This is a genomic window from Roseomonas chloroacetimidivorans (assembly GCF_049629625.1).
Taxonomy (GTDB): Bacteria; Pseudomonadota; Alphaproteobacteria; order Acetobacterales; family Acetobacteraceae; genus Roseomonas; species Roseomonas chloroacetimidivorans.
In genome coordinates this window covers 163071-186727 of record NZ_JBNBZS010000010.1, presented here as the reverse complement: position 1 = coordinate 186727, position 23657 = coordinate 163071, and the positions used below count along the sequence as shown (strand labels likewise).

At 66.7% G+C, this 23657-nt stretch carries 26 protein-coding genes; 18 read left to right on the top strand and 8 right to left on the bottom strand.

Annotated features, from left to right (window positions below; all coding sequences use genetic code 11):
* Nucleotides 1-28 precede the first annotated feature (28 nt).
* The 8 genes from ACO1BU_RS09580 to ACO1BU_RS09545 all read left to right on the top strand — a co-directional run bounded on the left by ACO1BU_RS09580 (nucleotide 29) and on the right by ACO1BU_RS09545 (nucleotide 5081).
* Nucleotides 29-1033 carry a PDR/VanB family oxidoreductase gene (locus ACO1BU_RS09580; protein WP_424135707.1) on the top strand — a complete coding sequence of 335 codons (1005 nt, stop codon included), beginning with the start codon at nucleotides 29-31 and terminating at the stop codon, nucleotides 1031-1033.
* 8 nt (nucleotides 1034-1041) lie between these two features.
* Nucleotides 1042-1377, top strand: a complete 336-nt coding sequence (locus tag ACO1BU_RS09575; protein ID WP_424135706.1) for a hypothetical protein — start codon at nucleotides 1042-1044, stop codon at nucleotides 1375-1377.
* Nucleotides 1374-1604, top strand: coding sequence for a recombinase-like helix-turn-helix domain-containing protein (locus ACO1BU_RS09570; protein WP_424135705.1), 231 nt, complete (start codon nucleotides 1374-1376; stop codon nucleotides 1602-1604). Before ACO1BU_RS09575 ends, ACO1BU_RS09570 begins: the two co-directional genes overlap by 4 nt.
* A gap of 4 nt (nucleotides 1605-1608) precedes the next feature.
* Nucleotides 1609-2694, top strand: coding sequence for a Rieske 2Fe-2S domain-containing protein (locus ACO1BU_RS09565; protein WP_424135704.1), 1086 nt, complete (start codon nucleotides 1609-1611; stop codon nucleotides 2692-2694).
* A gap of 5 nt (nucleotides 2695-2699) precedes the next feature.
* Nucleotides 2700-3101 carry a RidA family protein gene (locus tag ACO1BU_RS09560; RefSeq protein WP_424135703.1) on the top strand — a complete coding sequence of 134 codons (402 nt, stop codon included), beginning with the start codon at nucleotides 2700-2702 and terminating at the stop codon, nucleotides 3099-3101.
* Nucleotides 3102-3142: 41 nt separating this feature from the next.
* The gene (locus ACO1BU_RS09555) at nucleotides 3143-3523 is read left to right on the top strand and encodes a hypothetical protein (protein ID WP_424135702.1); all 381 of its coding nucleotides are present in this window, start codon (nucleotides 3143-3145) and stop codon (nucleotides 3521-3523) included.
* 119 nt (nucleotides 3524-3642) lie between these two features.
* On the top strand, nucleotides 3643-4098 hold the full coding sequence (locus ACO1BU_RS09550; protein ID WP_424135701.1) for an opioid growth factor receptor-related protein: 456 nt from the start codon (nucleotides 3643-3645) through the stop codon (nucleotides 4096-4098).
* Nucleotides 4099-4151: 53 nt separating this feature from the next.
* Nucleotides 4152-5081, top strand: a complete 930-nt coding sequence (locus ACO1BU_RS09545) for a 3-hydroxyacyl-CoA dehydrogenase NAD-binding domain-containing protein (RefSeq protein ID WP_424135700.1) — start codon at nucleotides 4152-4154, stop codon at nucleotides 5079-5081.
* Between the two features lie 22 nt (nucleotides 5082-5103).
* Here the strand turns inward: ACO1BU_RS09545 and ACO1BU_RS09540 are convergent, their stop codons facing one another.
* A complete protein-coding gene (locus ACO1BU_RS09540; RefSeq protein ID WP_424135699.1) occupies nucleotides 5104-6072 on the bottom strand; it encodes a Bug family tripartite tricarboxylate transporter substrate binding protein in 969 nt (322 codons plus the stop codon).
* A complete protein-coding gene (locus ACO1BU_RS09535) occupies nucleotides 6069-7166 on the bottom strand; it encodes a TRAP transporter substrate-binding protein (RefSeq protein WP_424135698.1) in 1098 nt (365 codons plus the stop codon). The genes ACO1BU_RS09540 and ACO1BU_RS09535 overlap by 4 nt, the downstream gene beginning before the upstream one ends.
* Before the next feature lie 165 nt (nucleotides 7167-7331).
* On the opposite strand from ACO1BU_RS09535, the gene ACO1BU_RS09530 reads away from it, so the two are divergent.
* The 4 genes from ACO1BU_RS09530 (at nucleotide 7332) to ACO1BU_RS09515 (ending at nucleotide 10178) form a co-directional block, all read left to right on the top strand.
* Nucleotides 7332-7817, top strand: a complete 486-nt coding sequence (locus ACO1BU_RS09530; protein ID WP_424135697.1) for an MOSC domain-containing protein — start codon at nucleotides 7332-7334, stop codon at nucleotides 7815-7817.
* Entirely contained in the window at nucleotides 7817-8755 is a 939-nt protein-coding gene (locus tag ACO1BU_RS09525) for a PDR/VanB family oxidoreductase (RefSeq protein WP_424135696.1), read from the top strand. Before ACO1BU_RS09530 ends, ACO1BU_RS09525 begins: the two co-directional genes overlap by 1 nt.
* Nucleotides 8752-9366 carry a helix-turn-helix domain-containing protein gene (locus ACO1BU_RS09520; RefSeq protein WP_424135695.1) on the top strand — a complete coding sequence of 205 codons (615 nt, stop codon included), beginning with the start codon at nucleotides 8752-8754 and terminating at the stop codon, nucleotides 9364-9366. Before ACO1BU_RS09525 ends, ACO1BU_RS09520 begins: the two co-directional genes overlap by 4 nt.
* Before the next feature lie 62 nt (nucleotides 9367-9428).
* Nucleotides 9429-10178 carry an aspartate/glutamate racemase family protein gene (locus ACO1BU_RS09515; protein ID WP_424135694.1) on the top strand — a complete coding sequence of 250 codons (750 nt, stop codon included), beginning with the start codon at nucleotides 9429-9431 and terminating at the stop codon, nucleotides 10176-10178.
* A gap of 57 nt (nucleotides 10179-10235) precedes the next feature.
* Here the strand turns inward: ACO1BU_RS09515 and ACO1BU_RS09510 are convergent, their stop codons facing one another.
* Both ACO1BU_RS09510 and ACO1BU_RS09505 read right to left on the bottom strand, forming a co-directional pair.
* Nucleotides 10236-10502: a hypothetical protein gene (locus ACO1BU_RS09510; RefSeq protein ID WP_424135693.1), complete on the bottom strand. Its 267-nt coding sequence runs from the start codon at nucleotides 10500-10502 to the stop codon at nucleotides 10236-10238.
* Between the two features lie 171 nt (nucleotides 10503-10673).
* The gene (locus tag ACO1BU_RS09505) at nucleotides 10674-11006 is read right to left on the bottom strand and encodes a hypothetical protein (protein WP_424135692.1); all 333 of its coding nucleotides are present in this window, start codon (nucleotides 11004-11006) and stop codon (nucleotides 10674-10676) included.
* Nucleotides 11007-11319: 313 nt separating this feature from the next.
* Between ACO1BU_RS09505 and ACO1BU_RS09500 the strand changes: the two genes are divergently transcribed.
* The 3 genes from ACO1BU_RS09500 to ACO1BU_RS09490 are packed head-to-tail and all read left to right on the top strand — an operon-like array spanning nucleotide 11320 to nucleotide 13847.
* Nucleotides 11320-12285, top strand: a complete 966-nt coding sequence (locus ACO1BU_RS09500) for an ABC transporter substrate-binding protein (RefSeq protein ID WP_424135691.1) — start codon at nucleotides 11320-11322, stop codon at nucleotides 12283-12285.
* A gap of 10 nt (nucleotides 12286-12295) precedes the next feature.
* Nucleotides 12296-13096, top strand: a complete 801-nt coding sequence (locus ACO1BU_RS09495) for an ABC transporter permease (protein ID WP_424135690.1) — start codon at nucleotides 12296-12298, stop codon at nucleotides 13094-13096.
* On the top strand, nucleotides 13089-13847 hold the full coding sequence (locus ACO1BU_RS09490; protein WP_424135689.1) for an ABC transporter ATP-binding protein: 759 nt from the start codon (nucleotides 13089-13091) through the stop codon (nucleotides 13845-13847). Before ACO1BU_RS09495 ends, ACO1BU_RS09490 begins: the two co-directional genes overlap by 8 nt.
* Nucleotides 13848-13891: 44 nt before the next feature.
* On the opposite strand, the gene glgX is transcribed toward ACO1BU_RS09490, so the two are convergent.
* Nucleotides 13892-16015, bottom strand: a complete 2124-nt coding sequence (glgX, locus tag ACO1BU_RS09485; protein WP_424135757.1) for a glycogen debranching protein GlgX — start codon at nucleotides 16013-16015, stop codon at nucleotides 13892-13894.
* Nucleotides 16016-16521: 506 nt separating this feature from the next.
* On the opposite strand from glgX, the gene ACO1BU_RS09480 reads away from it, so the two are divergent.
* The 3 genes from ACO1BU_RS09480 to ACO1BU_RS09470 all read left to right on the top strand — a co-directional run bounded on the left by ACO1BU_RS09480 (nucleotide 16522) and on the right by ACO1BU_RS09470 (nucleotide 20376).
* Entirely contained in the window at nucleotides 16522-17739 is a 1218-nt protein-coding gene (locus ACO1BU_RS09480) for a CoA transferase (protein ID WP_424135688.1), read from the top strand.
* Between the two features lie 16 nt (nucleotides 17740-17755).
* Entirely contained in the window at nucleotides 17756-19411 is a 1656-nt protein-coding gene (locus ACO1BU_RS09475) for an acyl-CoA dehydrogenase family protein (RefSeq protein WP_424135687.1), read from the top strand.
* A 176-nt stretch (nucleotides 19412-19587) separates the two neighbouring features.
* Nucleotides 19588-20376 (top strand): class I SAM-dependent DNA methyltransferase, encoded by a 789-nt coding sequence (locus ACO1BU_RS09470; RefSeq protein ID WP_424135686.1) that lies wholly within the window; start codon nucleotides 19588-19590, stop codon nucleotides 20374-20376.
* Between the two features lie 35 nt (nucleotides 20377-20411).
* On the opposite strand, the gene ACO1BU_RS09465 is transcribed toward ACO1BU_RS09470, so the two are convergent.
* From ACO1BU_RS09465 to ACO1BU_RS09455, 3 genes are all read right to left on the bottom strand, one after another.
* On the bottom strand, nucleotides 20412-21398 hold the full coding sequence (locus tag ACO1BU_RS09465) for a Bug family tripartite tricarboxylate transporter substrate binding protein (protein WP_424135685.1): 987 nt from the start codon (nucleotides 21396-21398) through the stop codon (nucleotides 20412-20414).
* Nucleotides 21399-21465: 67 nt separating this feature from the next.
* On the bottom strand, nucleotides 21466-22650 hold the full coding sequence (locus tag ACO1BU_RS09460) for a CaiB/BaiF CoA transferase family protein (RefSeq protein WP_424135684.1): 1185 nt from the start codon (nucleotides 22648-22650) through the stop codon (nucleotides 21466-21468).
* Nucleotides 22647-23630 (bottom strand): hydroxymethylglutaryl-CoA lyase, encoded by a 984-nt coding sequence (locus tag ACO1BU_RS09455; protein WP_424135683.1) that lies wholly within the window; start codon nucleotides 23628-23630, stop codon nucleotides 22647-22649. Before ACO1BU_RS09455 ends, ACO1BU_RS09460 begins: the two co-directional genes overlap by 4 nt.
* Nucleotides 23631-23657 lie beyond the last annotated feature (27 nt).

Below are 23657 nucleotides of genomic sequence, written 5' to 3'. Positions count from 1 at the left end.
TGCCCCGTGCCGGGGCCGGGCTCGCGACATGAACGCCATCTTCCCTGGGGCGCAGAGCGCTATGACGCCGGGCGCCCCCCAGACTTTTCCTGCCCTGCTGCGCCGCATGACCTATGAAGCGCCGGGCGTGCTCTCTCTCGATTTCGAGGCGGTCGACGGGCGCGAACTGCCACCCTTCGAGCCGGGTGCGCATCTCGACCTGCATCTGCCCGATGGCACGATCCGCCAGTATTCGCTTTGCGGAGATCCGACGGACCGGCACACCTACCGGATCGCCGTGCGCGACGTGAAGGGGGGGCGCGCCTCCCGTTTCGTGCATCGCGGCGATCTGCGCCCTGGCGTGGTGGTCACTCTTGGCTTTCCGCGCAACAATTTCGCCTTCGATGCTGCGCCACGCTACCTTTTCGTCGCCGGTGGAATTGGCATCACACCGCTGCTTCCGATGATGCGCGCGGCGAGTGAGGCCGGCGTACCCTGGTCCCTGCTTCTCTGCGCGCCGCGATCCGCAGATGCGCCCTTCCTACGGGAAGCTCGTGCGCTCGCCGCCCGCAACGGGCGTGGCGAAGTTTCGGTCCATGCCAGCGAGGAGGGAACACGGCTCGACGTAGCCGTCCATTTGCGCGAGGCCCAGGCGAACACGCTGCTGTACTGTTGCGGCCCGGAGCGCCTGATGCTGGCCGTGGAGGATGCCACGGCCGCCTGGCCTGAGGGCAGCGTTCGCTTCGAATGGTTCACGCCGCGTGCCCGGCCCGAGGGCGAGGGGGCCGATACCTTCGAGGTGGAATGTTCCCGGAGCGGGATAACAGTCACCGTGCCGTCCGATCGCAGCGTGCTGCAGGTGTTGCAGGAGGCCGGTGTTGAGGTCCCCTGCTCCTGCGAGCAGGGCATCTGCGGCACCTGCGAGGTTCCGGTGCTGGAGGGAGAAGTGGACCACCGCGACAGCATTCTCTCCTCCGCCGAGCGCGCTGCGAACCAGACCATGATGTGCTGCGTCTCCCGCGCCCAATCAGCGCGGCTGGTGCTGGATCTGTGAGCGAGATCATGACCGACGAACCGAAGATCATGCTGACGATCTTTCTCAAGCATGATCAGTCCCAGAACATCGACAGCATCCAGGGCACGCTGGCTGAGCGCGCCTGGTGGGAGCGCTTTCCGCCTGAGGGCTGCGAGATCGTCAGTTGGACCGTCGCCATGGGCCTGGGCCAGATCGTGACGCTACGGCTGCCGCCACATCTGCTGAACAAGGTGAATATCGAGATCGAGCGCTCCGCCTGGGGCGTGTTCTCCACCGAGTTCTTCCCGACCTATGACTTCGTTCCCGTGCGGGAGCGATTGACGCGCGAGTGGAAGGCCAAGCGAGAGGAGAAGGTGTCGTGAACAACACCTATCAGTTTCCCTATCTGGAGGCGCGCCAGACTCTCTCGCGTCCGATGACGGACTGGGAGTCCGACTTGGCGGACACCATCGAGGCTGCCTTCGCGAAAGGGCATTGGGAGTTAGAGGACCTCGTCGGCGCGCTCAACCGTTCGCGCGTTCGCCTGCCTACGGGTGGCCCCTGGACGCCCGAGAACTTCAAGGCCCTGATTCATGAGCTGGGAGCCTGATGTCATGAGCGCGACCACCCTGAACCGTCCCGCCCGCGCCGCCGAACCCGGCAGCATCGCGCCGGTGACCGAGGCGGAGATCCGCGATTACCTGCTGCTTGGCATCCGCAATCGCTGGTGGCCGGTGCTGCCCTCCCGCATGGTGCAGACCGGCGGCAAGCCCGTGGGTTTGACACGGCTGGGCGAGAAGATCGTGCTGTGGCGCGACCATGGCGGCACCATCCGCGTGCAGGCAGACCGCTGTCCGCACCGTGCCGTCCCGCTCTCCCGCGGGCTGAACGAGGGCGACCGCATTCGCTGCAACTATCACGGCGTGGAGGTCGGCCCCGACGGCACCGTGCTCAGCGTACCCGGCCAGCCCGGCTGCCCGCTGGAAGGCAAGAAGGCCGTCAAGACCTATCATTCCCAGGAGGTCGCCGGCGCCGTTTTCGTCTGGTTCGGTGATGCGCTGCATGAGGAGCCCGAGCCCTTCATCCCGCCGCCGCAGCTGGCGGGCGGCGAGTACGAGGCCATCCTCTGCTACGCCGACTGGGAGATGTTCTGGCGCTACCTCTACGACAACAACATGGACCCGATGCACGGGACGTTCCTGCACGCGAACTCCCATACCATGTATCAGGGCGACACCGAGGCCCACTTCATCACGCGCGACACGGAGAAGGGCTTCATCTTCGAGAAGGCCGACCAGCGCGACGTCAATTTCGATTGGTCCGAGCTGGTCGACGACAACGCGCTCTATGTCCGTCTCGAAATCCCCTATCCGCCCTCCGGCGGCCCGGGCGGCAATTTCGGCATCATCTCCTTCGGCTGCCCCATCGACGAGAACTGGACGGCCTGCTTCTTCTGGCGCGTCCGCAAGGTGCAGGGCTGGCAGCGCGATGTCTGGCGCTTCCTATACCGCACCCGCATGGAGCCGCGGCACTGGCATGTGCTGGAGCAGGACCGCGAGATGCTGCAGGGCTGCCGGCCGGGCCTGGAGAAGTTCGAGATGCTCTACCAGCATGATGCGGGCCTGATCCGCTTGCGCCGCCATCTGGCGCAGGTCGCGCGCAAGCAGCTGACGGAGCTGCGGGCCGCGGGCAAGGCTTGAACCACGTGCCCATTCGCAAGGTAATCACTCCGGCGGTGCCCGAGCCGCCGGGAGGGATCTTCTCTCAGTGTCTTGTGGTCGGGGATACGGTCCATATCTCCGGCCAGCATGCGGGCGCGCCGGGCGGCGGCTTGCTCGGTGATGGCAGCCCGCAGGACCAGACGCGCCAGAGCTTCCGTAAGGTGATTGCGCTGGTCGAGGCGGCCGGCGGCACCGCGGCTGATATCGTGAAGCTGACCTTCTATCTCACGCGCATCGAGGACCGGGCGGCGGTCAGCGCGGTGCGGCGGGAATTCTTCTCCGATCCCATGCCCTGTTCGACCCTGGTGGGCGTGAACGCCCTCGTCGCGCCCGAGCTGCTGGTGGAGTTGGATGCCGTCGCCGTGTTGGGCGCTGGACGCGCCTGATGGACGGATATGCTTGGCCGGCTGCGAAGGGGACGACAGGGATGAATTCCAACATCCGGCGGATCATCGCCGTCGAGGCGCATCGTCGCCGGTCCGGTCGCTGCCCCGTCCTCGTGCATTCCCTGGGGACGGGAGAGGCCTTCGAGATCGAGCCAACAGAATTTGGCTTTCTGGATGTCGCCTCCGGCCTTCATGCGCGCCCCGGTCCCGATGGTATCCAGATCGACGGTCGGGAGAGAATTGACCTTCGTCTCAGCAGCGACGTGGCCTTCGAGGGCTATGATCACGGCACGGCCGAGCATTTTTCCGGCCATGCCGGGGGCGGTTCCTCCGTAACCCTCTATGACAGCCGTCGTGTCGATTTCTTCCAGTATGCCGTCTCGCATCGGCGAGAGCCGCCGGACCTACTCGTTGGTGCCTGACGCGGCGGTGAGCCGGAGAGGCTGAAGCAGGGCGCGCTCAGCCCCACCTGCCGGATGTCAGGCCACGCGACGCCACGGCGTGCTGCGCGTTCTCCGCGCAGCACCGAGGAGATGCCACCATGCCTGACCCCATCCATGCCTTTCTGCGCGGCGAGGGGCGGGACGGCCGCGGGCGCCGCCTGGGTGACGTACTGGCCTTCGGCAATGACCGGATCGAGGGCGTGCACGATTTCATCCAGTGGCTCTTTCCTCTGGCCGAGCCGAGCCTCGCCGTGCCCGGCGCGCCGGTGCTGGGGCCGGACGAGGCCGCCGCCATTCGCGGCGATCCACAGGCGCTGGAGGGCTTCCGGGCTGGGCTGGCGCGCATGGCGCGCTTCTATGCCGAGACAGATCACTGGCTGACCGGACACGACCACAACCATCTGCGCATCAGCCGGATCATCGCGGCCACGCGCAACCTGCTCGGCCATGAAGCCGCGGCCGCCTTCCACGCCAAGATCACGGCGCGAAACGAGGCAGCCGGCCGGCCCATCAACCCAACCAGCCTGCGCTATTGGGAAAGGGCTCTGGGCTAGGCACATTCCTCCGTCGGCGTAACCTTGGCCGGAACAGGCTGGGGAGACGCGGCATGCCCATTGGAAAGATCGCCATCGTCGGTGCCGGGACTATCGGCGCGAGCTGGGCCGCCTTCTACCTGGCGCGTGGCTTCGAAGTGGTGGTCACCGATCCAGCGCCTGGGGCCGAAGTTCTGCTCCGCCAGTCCGTTGCCCAGGCCTGGCCCGCCCTGGAGCAGCTGGGGCTGGTGACGGTCGGCGCCCTACCGGAACAGGCCCGGTTCGAGCCGAACCTCAAGGCCGCCCTGGCCGGTGCTGACTTCGTCCAGGAAAACGGCCCGGAGCGGGAGGAGATGAAGACCCGGCTTTTCGCCGAGATGGATGCGCTGCTTCCGCCGGAGGTGATCATCGCTTCCAGCTCCTCGGGCCTGCTGATGAGCCGGGTTCAGTCGGAATGCAGGCATCCCGAGCGCTGCGTGATTGGTCATCCCTTCAATCCACCGCATCTCATTCCCCTGGTCGAGGTGGTGGGAGGCGAGCGCACCGCGCCTGAGGTGATCGAGCGCGCGATCGACTTCTATCGTTCGGTCGGCAAACAGCCGATCCGGCTGCATAAGGAGGTGCGCGGCCATGTCGCGAACCGCCTCCAGGCCGCCCTTTGGCGGGAAGCGATTCATCTGGTCGCCGAAGGCGTGGCCAGCGTGGCCGATATCGACGCCGCGGTAACCTATGGCCCGGGGCTGCGCTGGCCGGTCTTCGGGCCGCACATGACCTTCCATCTCGGGGGCGGGCAGGGCGGCATGGAGCATTTCCTGGCCCATCTGCTCGGGCCTTTCGAGGAGTTCTGGGCGGATCTGGGTGACCCGCGGATGACGCCCGAACTGCAGGGCAGGATCATCGAGGGGGTGCAGGACGAAGCCGGCGGCCGCTCCATCGCCGAACTGTCGCAAGCACGCGACCGCCGGATTATCGCGATTCTACAGGCGCTTCGGGCGGCCCACTAACGGGCCGCCCGGGCGGTGGGGCTCAGTCCAGCGTCATTCCCGCCAGCACGTTGCGCCAGCGCGCGGCCTCGGCAGCCACCAGCGCGTCGAAGCCGGTCGCGCCGCCCTCCAGCACCACCGTGCCCTGGGCGGCCAGCTTCGCTTTGAGCTCGGGCGAGGCCATCGCCCTGGTGAAGGCCTTCTCCAGCGCGGCGCGCAGCGGCTCAGGCGTCGCGCGAGGCACCACGATTCCGGCGGCGGAACCGTTCACCAGGCCGGGCATCCCGGTCTCGGCGGCGCTTGGCAGATCCGGCAGCAGCGCCAGCCGCTCCGGCGTCGCGGCCACCAGGGCGCGCAGCGTACCGGCCCGGATATGCTCCACGACTACCGGTGTCGCCTCGGCCGTCGCGGCCACCTCACCGCTCAGCACGGCCTGCACCCCGGCGGCGCCGGATCGGTAATGCACCGCCGTCAGCTCCACCCCGCCCAGCGATTGCAGCAAGGCGAGGGTCTGGTGCGGAGAGCTGCCCGCACCGGCCGTGCTCCAGTTCAGCGCGCCCGGCTTCGCACGCGCCATCGCCAGCAACTCCTTCAGGCCCGCACCCTCTGGCAGCAGTCCGGGGCGCACCACCAGCACATGCGGCGTGTTGGCCAGCGGCGCCACGCTGGAGAAGTCCCTCGCCGGATCGAACGGAATGCGGCGGTAGATGATCGGGTTCACCGCCAGCATGCCGATGCTGCAGAACAGGATGGTGTGCCCATCCGGCGCGGCCCGGGCTGCGGCCTCTGCCGCGATGTTGCCACCCGCGCCGGTGCGGTTCTCCACCACCACAGGCTGACCCAGAAGCGGCCCGGTCGCTTCCGCAACGAGGCGGGCCACCAGATCGCTGATCCCGCCCGCCCCAAAGGGCACGAGCATCCGCACGGGCCGCGAGGGGAAATCCTGCGCCGCCGCGTGACGCCAGGGCAGCGTTGCGGTGAAGGGCGCCGCGAGAAGCCCGCGCCGCCTCACCGCCCGGCCCTCCGCAGGCGCAGCATCATGCTGTCGAAGGAGTAGTCCGCCACCTGGTGATAGCCGAAGGAGCGGTCGCGGAAGGCCACCTGGCTTTCCAGCAACTCCTTGAAGCGCGGGCTCTGCGCCGACATTTCGGAGAAGACCTCCTGCGTGGTGCGATGGAGGGCGTCCAGCACCTCGTTGGGGAAGGAGCGGAGCTGGGTGCCACTGGCGACGAGCCGGTAAAGTGCCTCCACATTCTTCCAGTCATATTGCGCGAGCATCCACTGCGTCGCGGCGCCGGAGGCCGCGGTGAGCACGGCTTGGTAGGATTTCGGCAGTTCGTTCCAGCGGTCCAGGTTGATGAAGGCGTGGAAGACGGCGCCGCCTTCGCCCCAGCCCGGGAAATAATAGTATTTCGCGACCTTCTCGAAGCCGAGCTTCGAGTCGTCATAGGGACCGATATACTCCACCCCGTCGATCGTGCCGCGTTCCAACGCCGGGTAGATGTCGCCGGGCGCAATCTGCTGGGGCACGACGCCCAGCTTCGCCATTACATTGCCGGCCAGTCCCGCGACGCGGAACTTCAACCCGTTCAGGTCCGCAACGCTCTTGATCTCCTTGCGGAACCAGCCGCCCATCTGGTTGCCGGTATTGCCGAGCGGCAGGCCATAGACATTGTACTCCTTCAGCAGGCGGTTGATCATGTCGTTGCCGCCGCCATGATACATCCAGGCCGCCTGCTGGCGTGGGTTCAGCATGAAGGGCACAGTGGTGGTGAAGGCGAAGGCCGGATCCTTGCCCGTGAAGAACAGCCCGCCCGTATGGGCCAGTTCCACGCTGTTCTGTGTCACCGCATCCAGCGCCTGCAGCCCCGGCACGATCTCGCCCGCCGCGAAGGGGGTGATGCGGAAACGGCCGTCTGTCATGTCGGAGACGAGGCGCGCGAAGTACTCCCCGGTGGAGTAGGTGACGTCGAGCACCTTGGTGAAGGAGCTGGTCATGCGCCAGCGGATTTCAGGCGCGGCCTGGGCCAGCGCCGGGGTGGCAAGGCCGGGCAGGGCGAGGGCTGGCGCCGCGGCACCGGCGGCCATGAGGTAACGACGACGCATCGGGTGGTCTCCTGGCTGGTCCAGGCACGGCCATTGCAACCCCGGTGCCACTGTGTTGTCCAGGAATCTACCTGGGCAACACCATGCATGCCTTGCCGGCAGGGCAAGATTCGGTCAGATTTGGGACTGATGGGCAACAAGTTGCCTGAAACTGGAGCAGAACGAATGAGCGCGTCCATTGGCTGGAACGGCGTGGTTTCCCACCTCCACATCACCCCCCGGGCCTTCCTGCCTATGCAGTCGCAGCAATCGATCGAACTGGTGGCCGGGGAGGGAATTGTTGGCGACCGCTACCGCATCGGTACGGAGACCGGCTTCTATTCCGAGAAGCCGGAGGAAGGGCGGCAGGTCACGTTGTTCGAGGAAGAGGTGCTCGAGGCCATCCTGCGCGACTACAAAATGGAGATTTTGCCGGAGGAGCATCGCCGCAACGTCACCACGCGCGGCGTGCCGCTGAACCATCTGGTCGGCCAGCGCTTCCGCCTCGGCGAATGCCTGGTGGAGGCGACGCGCCTCTCGATCCCCTGCCGTCATATCGAGGAGATCCTGGGCAAGCCGGTCTTTGACCCGCTGGTCCATCGCTCTGGCCTCAACTGCAAGATCCTGGAAGGCGGCACCCTGCGCGTGGGCGACGCCATCCGCCCGGCCTGATGGCCCGTCACATCGAATTGCGCGTCGCTGAGGCCCGTCCTGCGGGCCCGGGCATCTTGCGTGTCACGCTGCGGGACCCGGATGGCTGGCCGCTGCCACGCGTAAAGCCCGGCGCGCATCTGGACCTGCATGTGCCGGGGTTGGGACCGCGCGCCTATAGCCTCTGCGGCGATCCGGCCGTGCAGGATTCCTGGACTGTGGCGGTGAAGCTGGAGCCGGAATCGCGCGGCGGCAGTGCCTGGGTGCATGGGCTGAAGCCGGGTGATCCTGTGGCTGCCTCCATGCCCCGCTGCACCTTTCCGCTGGCGGAGGGGGCGGCGCGCCACGTCATGATCGCCGGCGGCATCGGCGTGACGCCCTTCCTCGCCATGGCGCCGGTGCTGGAGCGTGCGGGGGCGGACTGGGTCCTTCATGTGTTGCACCGGGGCGCCCTGCCATGCCCGGACGATCTCGCTCCATGGATTGAAACGGGCCGCGCCGTCGCGCATGACACGAGCGTGCAGCCCCGCCCCACCCTCGACGCCTTGCTTGGCCCCTATGCCCCCGGCCTGCAGGCCTATTGCTGCGGGCCGGTGCTGATGATTGACGCCTTCGAGCATGCGACCGCGGCCTGGCCCGCCGGAACCGCACGCGCGGAGCACTTCGTGCCGCCGGTGCTGCCCCCCGACCCCGCGGCCCGGTCCTACACCCTTGTCTTACGGAACAGCGGCACCTCGGCTGATGTTCCGGCTGGCGGCAGCATGCTGGTGGCGCTGCGGGCCATGGGCGCCAAGGTCGATGCCTCCTGCGAGGGCGGCATCTGCGGCGCCTGCAAGGTCCGCTGGCTGGAGGGCGAGCCCATCCACCGGGACCGCGTGCTGTCTCCGGCCGAACGCGGCACCCATCTCATGGCCTGCGTCGCCAGCTGCGCCTCCCAAACGCTCGTCCTCGAGGCATGAGCGCCACCGATCGGAAGCCCTCCGCCGGGCGCGACGCATCGCGTCGCGCCGAGCTGGGCGCCCGTCTCCGCGTGCTGCGGCAAGAGCGCGAGATGACGCTGGACGGGCTGGCGGAGCTGACCGGCCTGGACAAGGGCTACATCTCCCGGCTTGAGCGCGGGCTGAAGAACCCCTCCATCGCCACTGTCCTGCGCCTGTCCGAGGCGCTGGAGGTGCCGGTGGCCGAGCTGTTCGGCGAGCGCCTGGCCGAACACGCCGTGCGCGTCACCCGCGCGCCGGACCGTCTTCCCCTCGCGGATGCCGGCGCCAGCGCCCATGGTATCGAGGCGCTGAGCCGCGACGGCGCCGCGCTGGAGGCTTTCATCCTGCACCCAGCCGCCGAGTTCAGCGCCGATGGCCATGCCGAGCACGCAGGGGAGGAGCTGTTCTTCGTGCTGCACGGAACGATCGAGCTGCGCTTCGCCGATCGCGGCTTCGTGCTGGAGCCGGGTGACTGCGCCCAGTTCCCCGGGCACCTGCCGCACCGCATCCGTCGCGTGGGACCCGAACCCGCCTCGGCCCTGGTAGCCGTGGCGCGGCCGGAACGGGAACGGCGGGCCAAGACCGGCTGATCCCGCTCTCCCCGCCCGGGCAGGAACGACCTATGGTCCGCAAGCCTGCGACGGAGTGAGCCATGACCGCGATCACCACCCCCTCTACTCGCCGCGGCGTTGCGCGCGGTGGAAAGGCGATCTACGGCGCGCCGCTCGGCATCCTGATGCTGGAAGCACGCTTTCCCCGTATCCATGGCGATATGGGCAATGGCGGCACCTGGTCGTTCCCTGTGCTCTACCGCGTCGTGCGCGGCGCCAGCCCGGAGAAAGTGGTGCTGAAGGGCGCCAACGGGCTGCTGCAGAACTTCCTGGACGCCGCTGCTGACCTCGTCTCCCTGGGTGCCGAGGCGATCACCACCAATTGCGGCTTTCTCTCCCTCTTTCAGAAGGAATTGGCGGCGCATGTTGGCGTGCCAGTCGCCACCAGCAGCCTGATGCAGGTGCCCTGGGTTCAGGCCATGCTGCCGCCGGGCCAGCGCGTCGGCCTCGTCACAGTCTCCGCCGCCACGCTGACGCCCCGGCACCTGGAGGCCGTCGGTGTGCCCCTTGATATTCCAATCGAAGGAACGGAGAGCGGTCGCGAGTTTTTTCGCGTACTCATCAAGGCCGAGAAGGACGATATGGACGTCGATCTGGCCGAGCGGGATGTCGTGGAGGCCGCGCAGCGCCTCGTGGCGCGGCACCCGGAGGTGGGCGCGATCGTGCTGGAATGTACGAACATGCCACCTTACGCAGCCGCAGTGCAGCGCGCGGTCAGCCGACCTGTCTATGACATCTATTCAATGATTACGTATTTCCACGCCGGCATCCGCCCGCGCGACTTCGCCTGAGCAAGGCCGGCCGCCCCATCCCGGGGCCGGGCTGTCGCGGCGCGTAAGGTGAGCGCCTCACCTCTCGGCGTGGCGCGCCGCCAGCATAGTCTGGATCGTCTCCTCCAGCGTGGCGGCCAGTCGGGCACGCTGGATGATTTCACCCACCGGATCCGGGCCAAGAGGGGCATGTTGAAGGACCAGCGTGAGCTGATTCCTGATGCGTTCGAGCGCCGTCGCGTGATCGGCGGGGTCTGGAATCGCGGCGAGTTGGAGCTCGATGGCCTTACGGCATGCCCGTTCCAGTGCGCTCATATCCAGGGAAAACCCTGTTGTCATGTCCACCTCCGAACAGCCTGAAGCCGTGCCGCCTGAGAGCGGCTGGCTTCCTCGCATGTTGCAGAACGAGGTGACAGGCAGAAGCTGGAATCTAGACCAGTTTAGCTCGTCAATTCGGCACGATCGCCTACTGGCGCGTCGCGCTTGTTCGAAGTCACCGATCTCCGCCGACGGAACCTAGGGATGCATGAGGGGGCTGGGACGCCTCGGCAGACCTGTCCCAGCAGCGTCTCCGCTCCTCGGATCCTCCTTGAGGGAAAGGCCCCATTCACTCTGGGCTTCAGCGAGGGCAATCTCGAAGGCGGCGGCGATGATGGCGCGGTGCCGCATCTGTGTGACCGGCGCCGCGCCGAATGGCCCGGTCGCCAGCGCCTCAAGCAGAAGCTGGCGCAAAGCCTCGGCGTTCCTTGCCGCCTCTTCAGGCAGGGGATGCCGCTCGGAAAGCTGCTCAAGGCCTTCCCGGAACACTGCAACAACAACTTCCATACCGGACGGGCCTGCTGTGGCCATGACGCCCTCCCCCTTCGCGGGCAGCATCCCGGACACTTACCCTTTGATGCCGCCTCTCTTGATCCTGTGTTCGCTCTGGCTCTTTTCAACCACAACGCGAGTTCTGGCTGAAGTTTTCGAGCGGAAAATTTGCATGCCGGAAATGCGTTGTGGCTTCTTCGCCCTTGCACAACGCTTTCTCGGTGGGGAGCCAAGCCCAGATCGCCCTGTCGGGCGCGGAAGGACCGCTCTGTGGTGAACGCGGCCCGGGGCCGAAATTATTCGCGGCCTGAGGCTTGCTTACAGTTCTTCAACTGCCCCGGAGAACCCTTCCATGATGACGCATCGTCGCACCCTGCTGACTGGGATTGGTGCCAGCCTCCTGGCCGCCCCTTATCTGGCGCGGGCCCAGGGGACGGCCGCCGGAACCACGGTAAAGATGGGCGCGCTGAAGCTCATCCACTCCATCTCGCCGCATTTCTATGAGCGATTCACGCCGGCCGGGATGAAAGTGGAGGTGATCCCGTTCGAGAGCCCGACCGAGGGTAAGAACGCCGTCGTCACGGGTTCGGTCGATTTCGGGGTCTTCGGGATTGCTGCCGCCATCCTCGGTGCTGCAGCGCGGGAGCCGGTGGTGGTGGTCGGATCCTGCTGCGACAAGGGTATGGCGATCATTGCGAAAAGCGAGCTGAACCTCACAAAGTTTTCCGACCTGCGCGGCAGGCGGGTTGGCATCTGGCCTGGTTCTACCCAGGAGGTCTTCTTCCTGGAGCGGTTGCGGATGGAAGGTATGACCATCCGGGACGTGCAATCCGTCCGCGTCTCCTTCAACGAGATGCCGATCGTGCTCGCACGTGGCGATGTGGACGCCTATGTCGGCGCCGAGCCCGGCCCGGGGCTGAGCATCGCCAGCGGCGCCGGCAAGCTGCTGGAATATCCCTATTCCACCCCCATGGGCGCGCTGAACATGATCTTCGCCACCCATGCGGACATGGTGAGGAATAAGCCGGATCTCGTGCGCGCCATGCTGCAGGTGCACCGCCAGGCCAGCGAGTACGGCATGGCCCATCCGAAAGAGACGATCGAGATGGCCGTCCAGAAGCTCGGCATGCGCCGCGACGCGCTGGAGATCAGCATCAGGAATGTGGACCTGAACTGGCAGATGACGCCGGCCATGATCCAGTCCTCCAAGACCTATGCGGAGCACATGCTCTCCCTGCGTCAGATCCGTGCCGCGCCGGATTTCGGCGCCTTCTTCGAAACGCGCTTCTCCGACGAACTGGCGCGCTCCGCAGCGTGAGCATTTCGGCATGAGCAATGGCACCGGGCGCGCGGCCTCCGCGCGCCAGGCGGCACTGGCAGCAATGGTGCCCTTGGCGGGGCTGCTCGCTTGGTATCTGGCAACGGCCGGCCGCCCCTACAGCCTGATTCCTCCGCCCGCCGATGTCGCGGTCCAGCTTTGGGACCTCGCCTTCGGCGGGGTGTGGGATGACGCCTTCAGCGCGACGCTGCTGACCCATATCCTGGCTAGCCTCGTCCGCGTCTATGGCGGCTTCGGCCTGGCGGCGCTGGTGGCGCTGCCGCTCGGCATGATGATCGGCCGGATCCGGGTGGTGCGGGAACTGCTGGACCCGTTCCTGCAGATCCTGCGGCCTATTCCGGTCACGGCCTGGCTGCCGCTCTCCATGATCGTCTTCGGCCTGGGGCCACGCTCGGCCTTTTTCCTGGTCTTTCTCGGCGCCTTCTTCCCGATTCTGCTGAACACGGTTTTCGGTGTGCGCAACGTGGAGCCACGGCTCTTCGAGGCGGCACAGATGCTTGGCGTGTCCCGTCAGGCATTGTTCTGGAAGGTGGTGCTGCCGGCCTCGCTACCCTCCATCTTTACCGGGCTGCGGCTCGGCCTCGGTTTCGCCTGGGTGGTGATTGTCGTGGGGGAGATGACAGGTGTTCAGACCGGCCTCGGAGCCATCATCATGGAGGCGCGTCAACTTTCCCGCACCGACATCGTCATTTCCGGCATGGCCGTGATCGGCGTGCTCGGCTTTGTGTCCGACCGGATTGTGCAGCGGGTCGGCCAGCGGCTGCTGCGCTGGAGCCCCCAGCATGGCTGAACTGCCCATCCTCTCCATCAATGGCGTGACCAAGAATTTCGAGTTCCAGGGCAGGGCGGTGACCGCACTCGCCTCGGCGGACCTGGCAATCCGCAAGGGCGAGTTCGTCTGCCTTATCGGTCCTTCAGGCTGCGGCAAGTCCACCCTGCTGCGGATGATCGCGGGCTTTGAGACGCCAAGCGAGGGCAGGCTGAACATGTGGGGCAAGCCTGTCGACGGCCCGGGGCCGGAACGCGGCATGGTGTTCCAGGATTACGGTCTCTTCCCCTGGCTCACCGTCGCCCAGAATATCGGCTTCGGCCCCGCCGCCCGTGGCGCCGGCCGGGCCGAGGTGGCGAAGACGGCCGAGCGCTTCACCGCCATGGTCGGCCTTGACCGCTTCCGCGACGCCTATCCCCACCAGCTCTCCGGCGGGATGAAGCAGCGCGTCGCCATCGCCCGCGTGCTGGCCAATGATGCCGAAGTGGTCCTGATGGACGAGCCCTTTGGCGCACTGGACGCTATGACCCGCGAGAACCTCCAGGCCGAGCTACTGGAGATCTGGGCCAGGAACCGGCTGACCATCCTTTTCGTGACCCATGCGATCGAGGAGGCGATCCTGCTCGCGGATCGCATCCTCGTCATGTCTCCCGGCCCTGGTCGGATCGTGTCAGACGAGCCGGTGCCCTTGGCCCGGCCTCGCGACCCGACCTCACCGGAGTTCAACGCCCTTCGGCGGCGGCTCTCGGCCATGCTCGGTAGTCACCACTGACAGCGGCAGCGGTCCGCCCGCAAGGGGCGGACCGACCTGCTTCGTCAGGCTGTCTCTGGTTCCAGCAGGAAGAGCAGCACAGAGCGGCCGGTGGCCTGATAGACGGTACCAAACTCGAAGGCGGCGTGCTCCGCATCCTCCGGCAGATTGGTGTCGGCCAGCAGCTCCCAGCCTTTGCCGCCCGGCGCCTCTGGCAAGGTGAAGCCGACCACATCGTGCCAACCATTGACCACCATCAGCAGCGTGGCATCCTGGCCGCGCTTGCGGATGCCGGTGACCTGGGCACGGCCGTCCATAATCATGCCGAAGCAACGGGTGTTGGAGTCGTCCCAGTCTGCTGGCTGCATCTCGCCGCCATTGGCGTTGATCCAGGTGACATCGCGGACGCCCAGTTCCTCGTTATACTCGCCGGTGAGGAAGCGGGTGCGACGGAGGATCGGGTATTTGTGGCGCAGCCCCGTCAGCTTCTGGGTGAAGCGGATGAGGGCTTGGCCCTTTTCCTCGATATTCCAGTCCAGCCAGCTGATCTCGTTGTCCTGGCAGTAGGCGTTGTTGTTGCCGCCCTGGGTGCGGCCAAACTCGTCACCAGCCAGGAGCATCGGCGTGCCCTGGGAGAGGATGAGGGTGGAGAGCATGTTGCGCATCTGGCGGGTGCGCAGGGCATTGATCTCCTCGTCCTCTGTCGGGCCTTCCACGCCGCAGTTCCACGAGCGGTTGTCGGAATGGCCGTCCTTGTTTTCCTCGCCATTCGCCTCGTTGTGCTTATCGTTATAGGTGACGGTGTCGTTCAGCGTGAAGCCGTCATGCGCGGTGATAAAGTTCACCGAGGCCCAGGCGCGGCGGCCACTGTGGTTGAACTTGTCGCCCGAGGCGCAGAGGCGCGGGGCGAGAGCCTTGGCTGTGGCCTCGCCGCGCCAGAAATCGCGCACTGTGTCGCGGAAGCTGTCGTTCCACTCGGCCCAGCCCGGCGGGAAACCACCCACCTGGTATCCGCCCGGGCCGCAATCCCAGGGCTCGGCGATCAGCTTCACGGTCTGTAGCACGGGGTCCTGTTGGCTGACCTTCAGGAAGCCGCTCTGCTCGTCAAAGCCGTGCGGCTCGCGCGCCAGAATGGTGCCGAGGTCGAAGCGGAAGCCATCGACATGCATCTCCTGCACCCAGTAGCGCAGGCTGTCCGCCACCATCTGGATGACGCGGGGATGGGAAAGATTGACCGTGTTTCCAGTGCCGGTGTCGTTCACGTAATAGCGCTTCTGGTCCGGCATCAGCCGGTAGTAGCTGGCGTTGTCGATGCCCTTGAAGGAAAGGGTGGCGCCCTTCTCATTGCCCTCGGCAGTGTGGTTATAGACCACGTCAAGGATCACCTCGAGGCCGGCCTCGTGGAACCGGGCCACCATCTCCTTGAACTCGCGCAGGCTGTTCGGCACGTCTGAGGCATAGCGCGGGTCGGGCGCGAAGAAGCCGATCGTGTTGTAGCCCCAGTAGTTGGTCAGGCCCTTCTGCAGCAGGAAGTCATCGTTGATGAAGGTGTGGACCGGCAGCAACTCCACCGAGGTGACGCCGAGGGACTTGATGTAGTTCACCACCTCCTTCTGGCCGAGGCCGGCATAGGTGCCGCGCAGGTTCTCGGGCACTTTCGGGTGGCGCTTCGTGAAGCCCTTCACATGGGTCTCGTAGGTGATGGTATGGTCCCATGGGACGAACCGGCGGCCGGGTTCGCCCTGCCAGTCGAAATTAGGGTCCACCACCACGCATTTCGGCATGAAGCGGGCACTGTCGCGCTCGTCGAAGGTCAGGTCGTCGCCACTCTCCATCTGATAGCCGAAGACGGCGGGATTCCATTCCAACTCGCCGGCATGGGCGCGGGCATAGGGGTCCAGCAGGAGCTTGTTCGGATTGAAGCGGTGGCCAGCCTCGGGCTCATAAGGGCCGTGGACGCGGTAGCCATAGAAGGTGCCGGGCGCCACATCGGGCAGGTAGCCGTGATAGATCTGGTTCGTGTATTCCGGCAGCTCGACGCGCGCGACCTCGCGCTTGCCCGTGCTGTCGAACAGGCAGACCTCCACCTTCGTGGCATTGGCGGAGAAAAGGGCGAAATTGGTGCCCTGGCCGTCCCAGCTGGCCCCGAGGATGCTGGGGGTGCCTTCCTTGATCCGTGACGCGCTGATCTCAGCCAAGATGCTGTTCCGTTCGATATCTGATGCCGTGCCGACCACCTGCAGGCGCCTCATTCCAGGCGCGAGTCGGCGGATAGTCGGAACGATGGCGGCCTCCGTCGGTTCAACGGATTTTGAGCGTCTACGAGGACGTGATCGCCGATGCGTTGAGGGACGGCAGCCATGCGGTAGCCCGGAGGCTTGGCCACCCAGGCTTCTTGAGGCGCTTAAGCCTGCCCAGACCGCTGGATCAGTCGCCTGGGGCTATATGAGCGGAAGGTGTCCGTTTCGCGCGTGGCTGCCGGAAGGATCCTCACCCCTGATGGAATTGTGAGGCGCCTGAAGCGGCCGGCTGCCGGGCTATTCCGCCCCTCGGCTGATCCGACCTATGATCCAGGCCAGGAGGAACCGCGGAACATGAATGCCTGGTTGAGGCTCGAGGGGCGGCTGGCGCGACGGCCGCGGAGCGCGGGGGCGTCTGCCCCGGTGCAGTTCACTGTCCGGGGCAGGGCCGGCTGATGGCTGGCCCGCTATCTGGCCTTCGGGTCGTCGAGGTCGCGGCCTTCATCGCGGCGCCGATCGGGGGGATGACGCTGGCGCAACTCGGCGCGGACGTGATCCGGATCGATCCGATCGGCGGCAATATCGACTACCGGCGCTGGCCACTCTCGCCCGAGGGAACCAGCCTGTACTGGACCGGGCTCAACAAGGCCAAGCGCTCGGTGGCGCTGGCGCTGAACCGGCCGGAGGGGCAGGAGATCGCCCGTGCCCTGATCTGCGGTGGGGGCGAGGATGCCGGGATCCTGCTGACCAACCTGCCGGCAAGCGGTTGGATGAGCCATGCGGCGCTTTCCGCGGACCGGCCGGACCTGATCATGCTGCGGCTGATCGGCAATCCGGATGGCAGCGGCGCGCTGGACTACACCGTCAACTGCGCGGCGGGCTTCCCTATGGCGACCGGCCGGGGCGGGGAGCCGGTGAACCATGTGCTGCCGGCCTGGGACATCGCGGCTGGGCTTTACCTGGCGACCGGGCTGCTGGCGGCGGAGCGGGTGCGGCGGCGCGAGGGGCGCGGGCAAGAGGTGGTGTTGTCGCTGGCGGATGTGGCCTTCGCCTCTGTGGCCAATCTGGGATACGTGGCCGATGTGCAGGTGAATGGGGCCGTTCGCCAGCCGATCGGCAATGACCTCTACGGCGCCTTCGGGCGCGACTTCCCGACGGCGGATGGGCGGCGGGTGATGCTGGTCGCCATCTCCAACCGGCAATGGCGGGCGATCGGGAAGGTCACGGGGCTGGCGGAAAAGCTGGCGATGATCGGGCCCATGCTGGATGTGGACCTGAACGACGAGGGTGGGCGCTTCGAGGCGCGGCACGCCATCGGGGCGGTGCTGGCCCCGTGGTTTGCCCGGCATACGCTGGCCGAGATTGCGCAGCTGTTCGAGGGTAGCGGCATCCTGTGGGGGCCGTACCAGGATTTCGGACAGCTGGTGCGGGAGGACCCGCGGGTCTCCCCGGCCAACCCGATGTTCAGCGAGATCGAACAGCCCGGTGTGGGGCGCATCCTTGCCCCAGCAGTGCCTCTCGCCTTCTCCGGTACAGCGCGCCCCGATCCGCGCCCGGCACCGCGGCTGGGCGAGCATAGCGACGCGGTGCTGGCAGAGGTGCTGGGGCTTTCCGCAGCGGCGATCGGCAAGCTGCATGATGATGGGGTGGTTGTCGGCCCCGATGGCCGCTGAGAGAGGATCCATCATGATGGCTGATGGCAACGGAATGGGGCTGTCCGAATACGACACCGCGTTGGCGGCGGCGGAGCGGCTGTTCGAGGAGGGGCGGCGCGCGGTCGCCGCGACAGTGGCGCCGGCCGGCAGGCCGGATGCGGCGCTGATGGAGCGGCACCAGTTCGCGCTGCACGGGCTGGCCTGGCAGGCGGCCTATGTGGAGGCGCTGCGGCAGACCCTGCGCTGGGCGCATGGGTCGTCGGCCGGTGCCGGGCTGGGCCGCACCGAGGCGGCGATACTGCGGCTGGGCTTCGCAGAGTATCTCGGGCAGCTCGCTGGCGGCATTCCGATGAGCCAGACGGAGTTGGTGCGTCCCGCCGATCTGGGCGTGCCGCCCGAGGCGGTGGCGCGCTTCCTGGCAGAACCTGTGCTGGCGCGGCTTTCCAACCCGGCGGCGCTGGAGGCGGCGCGCCTGGAACTGGCCGAGGCGGTGGCGGCCGGGGATTACGGCGCGGTCGGGCTGGAGGACGATGCGCTGGAGGCGACACGGGCGGAGTTCCTGCGCTTCACGGCTGCCGAGGTAACGCCGCATGCCCAGGGCTGGCATCAGCGCGACGAGCTGATCCCGCTCGACCTGATCGGCAAGCTTTCCGAGATGGGCGTCTTCGGGCTGACCATTCCGGAGGAGTTCGGCGGGCTCGGACTGGGCAAGGTCGCCATGTGCCTGGTCTCGGAGGCGTTGAGCGGTGGCTATATCGGCGTGGGCTCGCTCGGCACGCGGTCGGAGATCGCGGCGGAGCTGATACGCCTTGGCGGCACCACGGAGCAGAAGGCGCATTGGCTGCCGCGGCTGGCCTCGGGCGAGACGCTGCCCACGGCGGTTTTCACCGAGCCCAATATTGGTTCCGACCTGGGCAATCTCCGCACCCGTGCGGTGCGGGAGGGCGATGTCTACAAGGTCTATGGCGCGAAGACCTGGATCACCCATGGCTCACGTTCGGACCTGATGACGCTGCTGGTGCGGACGGGGCCGGCGGGGTCCGGCTACAAGGGCCTGTCCATGCTGCTGGCGGAGAAGCCGCGTGGAACGGAGACGGATCCCTTCCCGGCAGCGGGGATGAGCGGGGCAGAAATCCCCGTGCTCGGCTATCGGGGGATGAAGGAGTACGAGATCGGCTTCGACGGCTTCGAGGTGCCGGCTTCCGCACTGCTTGGCGGCGTGGAAGGCCAGGGCTTCAAACAGCTGATGGAGACCTTCGAGAGCGCGCGCATCCAGACGGCGGCACGCGCGCTCGGCGTGGCGCAGAACGCGATGGAGCTGGGCGTGGCCTATGCGACGACGCGGGAGCAGTTCGGCAAGGCGATCCTGCATTTCCCGCGCGTGCATGCGAAGCTGGCCTGGATGGCGGCCGAGACAATGATGGCGCGGCAGCTCACCTATTTCGCGGCGCGCACGAAGGATAGCGGGCAACGCTGCGACATGGAGGCGGGCATGGCGAAGCTGCTGGCAGCGCGCGTGGCCTGGAGCAACGCGGACAGCGCGCTGCAGATCCATGGCGGCAATGGCTACGCCATCGAATACCCGATCAGCCGCGTGCTTTGCGACGCGCGCATTCTCTCGATCTTCGAGGGAGCGGCGGAAATTCAGGCCCAGGTCATCGCGCGCGGACTGCTGGGACGAGTGAATTGACAAGAGCAGGGGAAGAGAGAGGTCTGTTCCGCTGAGCGCAGGCGCGGCACTTCATCAGGCCACGTTGTCCGGCATGCAGCACTGTGGGCTGGCCGACGCGGTGTATCCTAAGCTCCTCCTGGAATTGTTGGTTCAACGAGCTTAGGAACAATGATCCTTGGCCTCTGCCATTACGAATGACGGAGAAGCCCTTGCGTGCCGCCCTGCTCCAGAATGACCCCGTTCCGTCCCTGTACAGCGTCGCCGAGCTCTATGATGCCATTGTCCAGCCTGGCCCTTGCGAGGCGTTCTATCGCGAGGAGGCGCGCCGCACCGGGGGCCCGATCCTGGAACTTGCCTGCGGCACCGGGCGCTTGACTCTTCCGCTTGCGCGAGACGGGCATGAAGTGGTGGGGCTGGATGCCTCGCCGGAGATGCTGACAGCAGCGCGGCGCAAGGCAAGGTCCCAGGAAACCGCCGTTACCTTCCTCCACGGCGACATGCGGAACTTCGAACTGGGCCGCCGCTTCGCCCTGGTTGTGATCTCCTGCAACTCACTGGCGCATCTTACCGAAGCGGAGGATATCCGCTCCTGTCTGGCCGCTATCCGGCGCCATCTGCCGTCCGGTGGCTGCCTCGCCTTCGATGTCGTGCGACCGGATCTCCGGCTTCTGTCCCGGCCGGAGGGTGAGGTCCGGCGGCTGGATCTTGGACCGAATCCCTCCTCCTCTATCGAAGCCGAGGAGGTCGCAAGCTACGATCCGCTAACTCAGGTCCGCACGGCCCACTGGCGCGTGCGGCGTGCGGGACACCCCGTACAGAGAATGGCGCCACTCGTGCTGCGGCAGTTCTTCCCACAGGAGCTTTCTCTTTTGCTTCAGGTGGCGGGCTTCGAACTCACGGCACGTTATGGCGATTTCGCGCGCAATCCGCTTACCGCCGACAGCCTGAACCAGATCTGCTTGGCCCGGCCCGTGGACGAATGATCGTGGGACTGCGGCCAGGTCCGGCCGCCTTCCGGTTACTCCACCTTCACCTTGCTCTCGCGCACCACCTTGCCCCACTTCTCCAACTCGGACGTCAGGAAGCTGCGGAATTCCTCCGGGGAGGACGGCTTGGGCTCGGCGCCCTCGACGGCCAGGCGCTCGATAACGGCAGGTAGGGCAAGGGCCCTGCGGACCTCCTCGTTGAGCCGGACGATGACAGGGGCGGGCATGCGGGCCGGGGCAACGAGGCCGGTCCAGTTCACGGCCTCGAAGCCCTCGTAGCCTGCCTCGATCATGGTGGGCACCTCGGGCATCGAACTAGCACGCCGTGGCGAGGTGACGGCGAGGGCGCGCATCTCACCCGATTCCATCATGCCGCGTACCGCGAGGGGGTTGGCAAAGTAGAGGTCGATGCGGCCGGCCAGCAGGTCAGTCGAGACCTGGGAGGCGCCGCGATAGGGAATGACGGCAATATCCACGCCCGCGCGGCGGTTGAGCAACTCGGTCGCGAGATGGCCGATTGTGCCGCTTCCGGGATTGCCGGCGCTCAACTCGCCCGGCTTCGCCTTCGCCGCGCGCACAACATCGGCGATGCTGCGAAATGGGGAATTCTTCGCCACGACCAGCACATTGGGCTGGACGGCGACGAGGGAGATCAAGGCCAGGTCGCGCAGTGGCTGATAGGTGATGTTGGCGGCGTAGAGCGTGGGATTGATCGCGAGATTCGAGGTCTGGCCCATGCCGATCGTATGGTCGTCGGTTGCCTTCGCGACCGTGTCGATGCCGATATTGCCTCCGGCGCCCGGGCGGTTCTCGATGACGATGTTCCAGCCGGTGGAGGCGGCGAGGCGTCCGCCGATCTCACGCGAGATCACGTCGGTGCCGCCCGCGGGCGGATAAGGGACGATCAGGCGGATAGGGCGGTCGGGCCAGGACGCGGCGCCCTGGGCGCGTGCAACATGCGAGGCGGCCGGGACCAGGGCGCCGCCCGCAGCGGCGAGCAGAAGATGACGACGGTTCATTCTTGGCTCCTCGGTTCTCGTTATCAGCGCGGGCACGCGGCCGGAGCGTGGGTTCCGGCCGTTTCTGTCAGCTTGGCGCGGCGGCAGGGGTATCCGGTGTCTCGGTTTCCAGGCCTAGTTCGCGCAGCACCTCGGCGGTGTGCTGGCCCGGGGCAGGCAGGTCGGAACGTAGGCCGAGGCGGGAGTCGCCGAACTGGATGGGCAGGGCGGGCACACTGGTCGCACGGCCATCGGGCAGGGTGAGCGGCAGCATGCCACCGGTGGCGTTCAGATGCGGATCATCATAGAGGTCGCCGGGCTGGTTGATGCGGGCGAAGGGCAGGCCGGCCTTCTCGCACATCGCTTCCAGCTCGGCTGCGCTGTGCTTGCCCACCAGGGTCTGCACCAGCGGGATCAGCGTTTCGCGGCCCTGAGCACGCAGCGAGTTGGTGGCCCAGGCGGGATCCAGCAGTGCCGGCTCGCCGAGCGCCCGGGTGAAGATCTCCCACTGCCGTTCGGTGACGACACCGATGAAGAGTGAAATGCCGTCAGCGGCGGTGAAGACATCATAGACGCCCCAGGCCCGCTTCCCCGCCGCCATGGAGGGAGGCGCCACGCCCGTGATGGCCTGCTGCAACATATGGGTGGAGACGAGAAAGGCGGCGTTCTCGAACAGGCCGGACTGCAGGTGCTGTCCCTTGCCCGTCATCTCCCTCTGGCGAAGCGCGCCCAGGATGGCGATGGCACCGAACATGCCGCCCATCATGTCGTTCACCGGCGCGCCGGCGCGGAGTGGACGGCCGGGTGGGCCGGTCATGTAGGCGAGGCCGCTCATCATCTGCACTACTTCATCCAGCGCGGTGCGGTTCTCATAGGGGCCGGAGAGGAAGCCCTTGAGGGAGCAGTAGATGAGGCGCGGGTTGCGCTTCGACAGCGTGTCGTAACCCAGGCCGCGCGCGGCGAGGCCGCCGGGACGGAAATTCTCGATGACCACATCGGCGGTGTCCGTCAGGCGCTGAATGATGGCAACGTCCGCGTCGTCATTCGTGTCGAGCTGGACGGACTTCTTGTTGCGCGAGAAGGCGGCGAAGAAGCCGGTGCCGGATGAGGTGAGATAGCGTGTGCGGTCGCCCTTGCCTCGCGGCTCGATCTTGATGACCTCGGCGCCGAGATCAGCGAGCACCAGACCGCAGGTCGGGCCCATCACCATATGGGAGAATTCGATGACCCGGATGCCGTCGAGCGGCAGCGGGGTGGCGGTGTCGGCGCTCATGCGGCGGCCTCATGATCTTTGCCGTGGTGCACCTTGCCGGTTCCCTCCGGAGCGAGGCGCCCATTGGCGTAATGGAAGCCCTTCTCGGTGCCGACATCCGGCAGGTATCCGTAGATGGATTCGCCGGGCAGGCCCTCCTCCAGGATCCTGCGGGCCTCGGCGAGCTTCTCCAGGTCCACGCCCGTGTCGAGGCCCATGGCCTCCAGCATCCAGACCAGATCCTCGGTGACGATGTTGCCAGTGGCGCCGGGCGAATAGGGGCAGCCCCCGATGCCGCCTTGGGAGGCGTCGAAAGTCGTGACGCCCACATCCAGTGCCGCCACGACATTGGCCAGGCCCTGGCCGCGTGTGTTGTGCAGATGGGCACCGCCGGCCTTGTCGCCGAGCTCGGCATGCAGGCGGGTGAACAGGCGTTTCACCTGGGCGGGGTTGGCATAGCCGACGCCGTCCGAAAGACCGACGCTATCGGCGCCCTGGCGCGCGAGGCGTATCGCCACATCGATGACGCGATCCTCGGACACCGCGCCCTCGATAGTGCAGCCGAAGGCGGTAGAAATGCCGATCTCGATCTCCAGACGCGCTGATTCCGGGAGTGTGTCGCGCCAGGCGATAACCTCGCCGACCTGCTCGATCGCGCGGTCCGTCGTAACGCCGATATTGGCGAGGCTGTGCGAGTTGGAGGCGGAAACAGGCATGGTGATCTTGCGGGCGCCCGCTGCCTGCGCTGCCTGGGCACCACGCAGGTTCGGCGCTAGCGCAAGTACGGTCAGGCCGGGGATCTCGAGCGCCGCGCGCACCAGCTCCGCAGCGTCCGCCATTTGCGGCAGCTTCTTCGGGTTCACGAAGGAGCCGACCTCGATCTCCCGCAATCCGGCAGCGGCCAAGGCGCGGATCCAGCGGATCTTGGCTTCCGTCGGCATGGTGCGGCGAATGGATTGCAGCCCGTCGCGTGGGCCGACCTCGCTGACGAGGATGCTCATGCCGGAACTCCTTCTGCCCTGAAATGC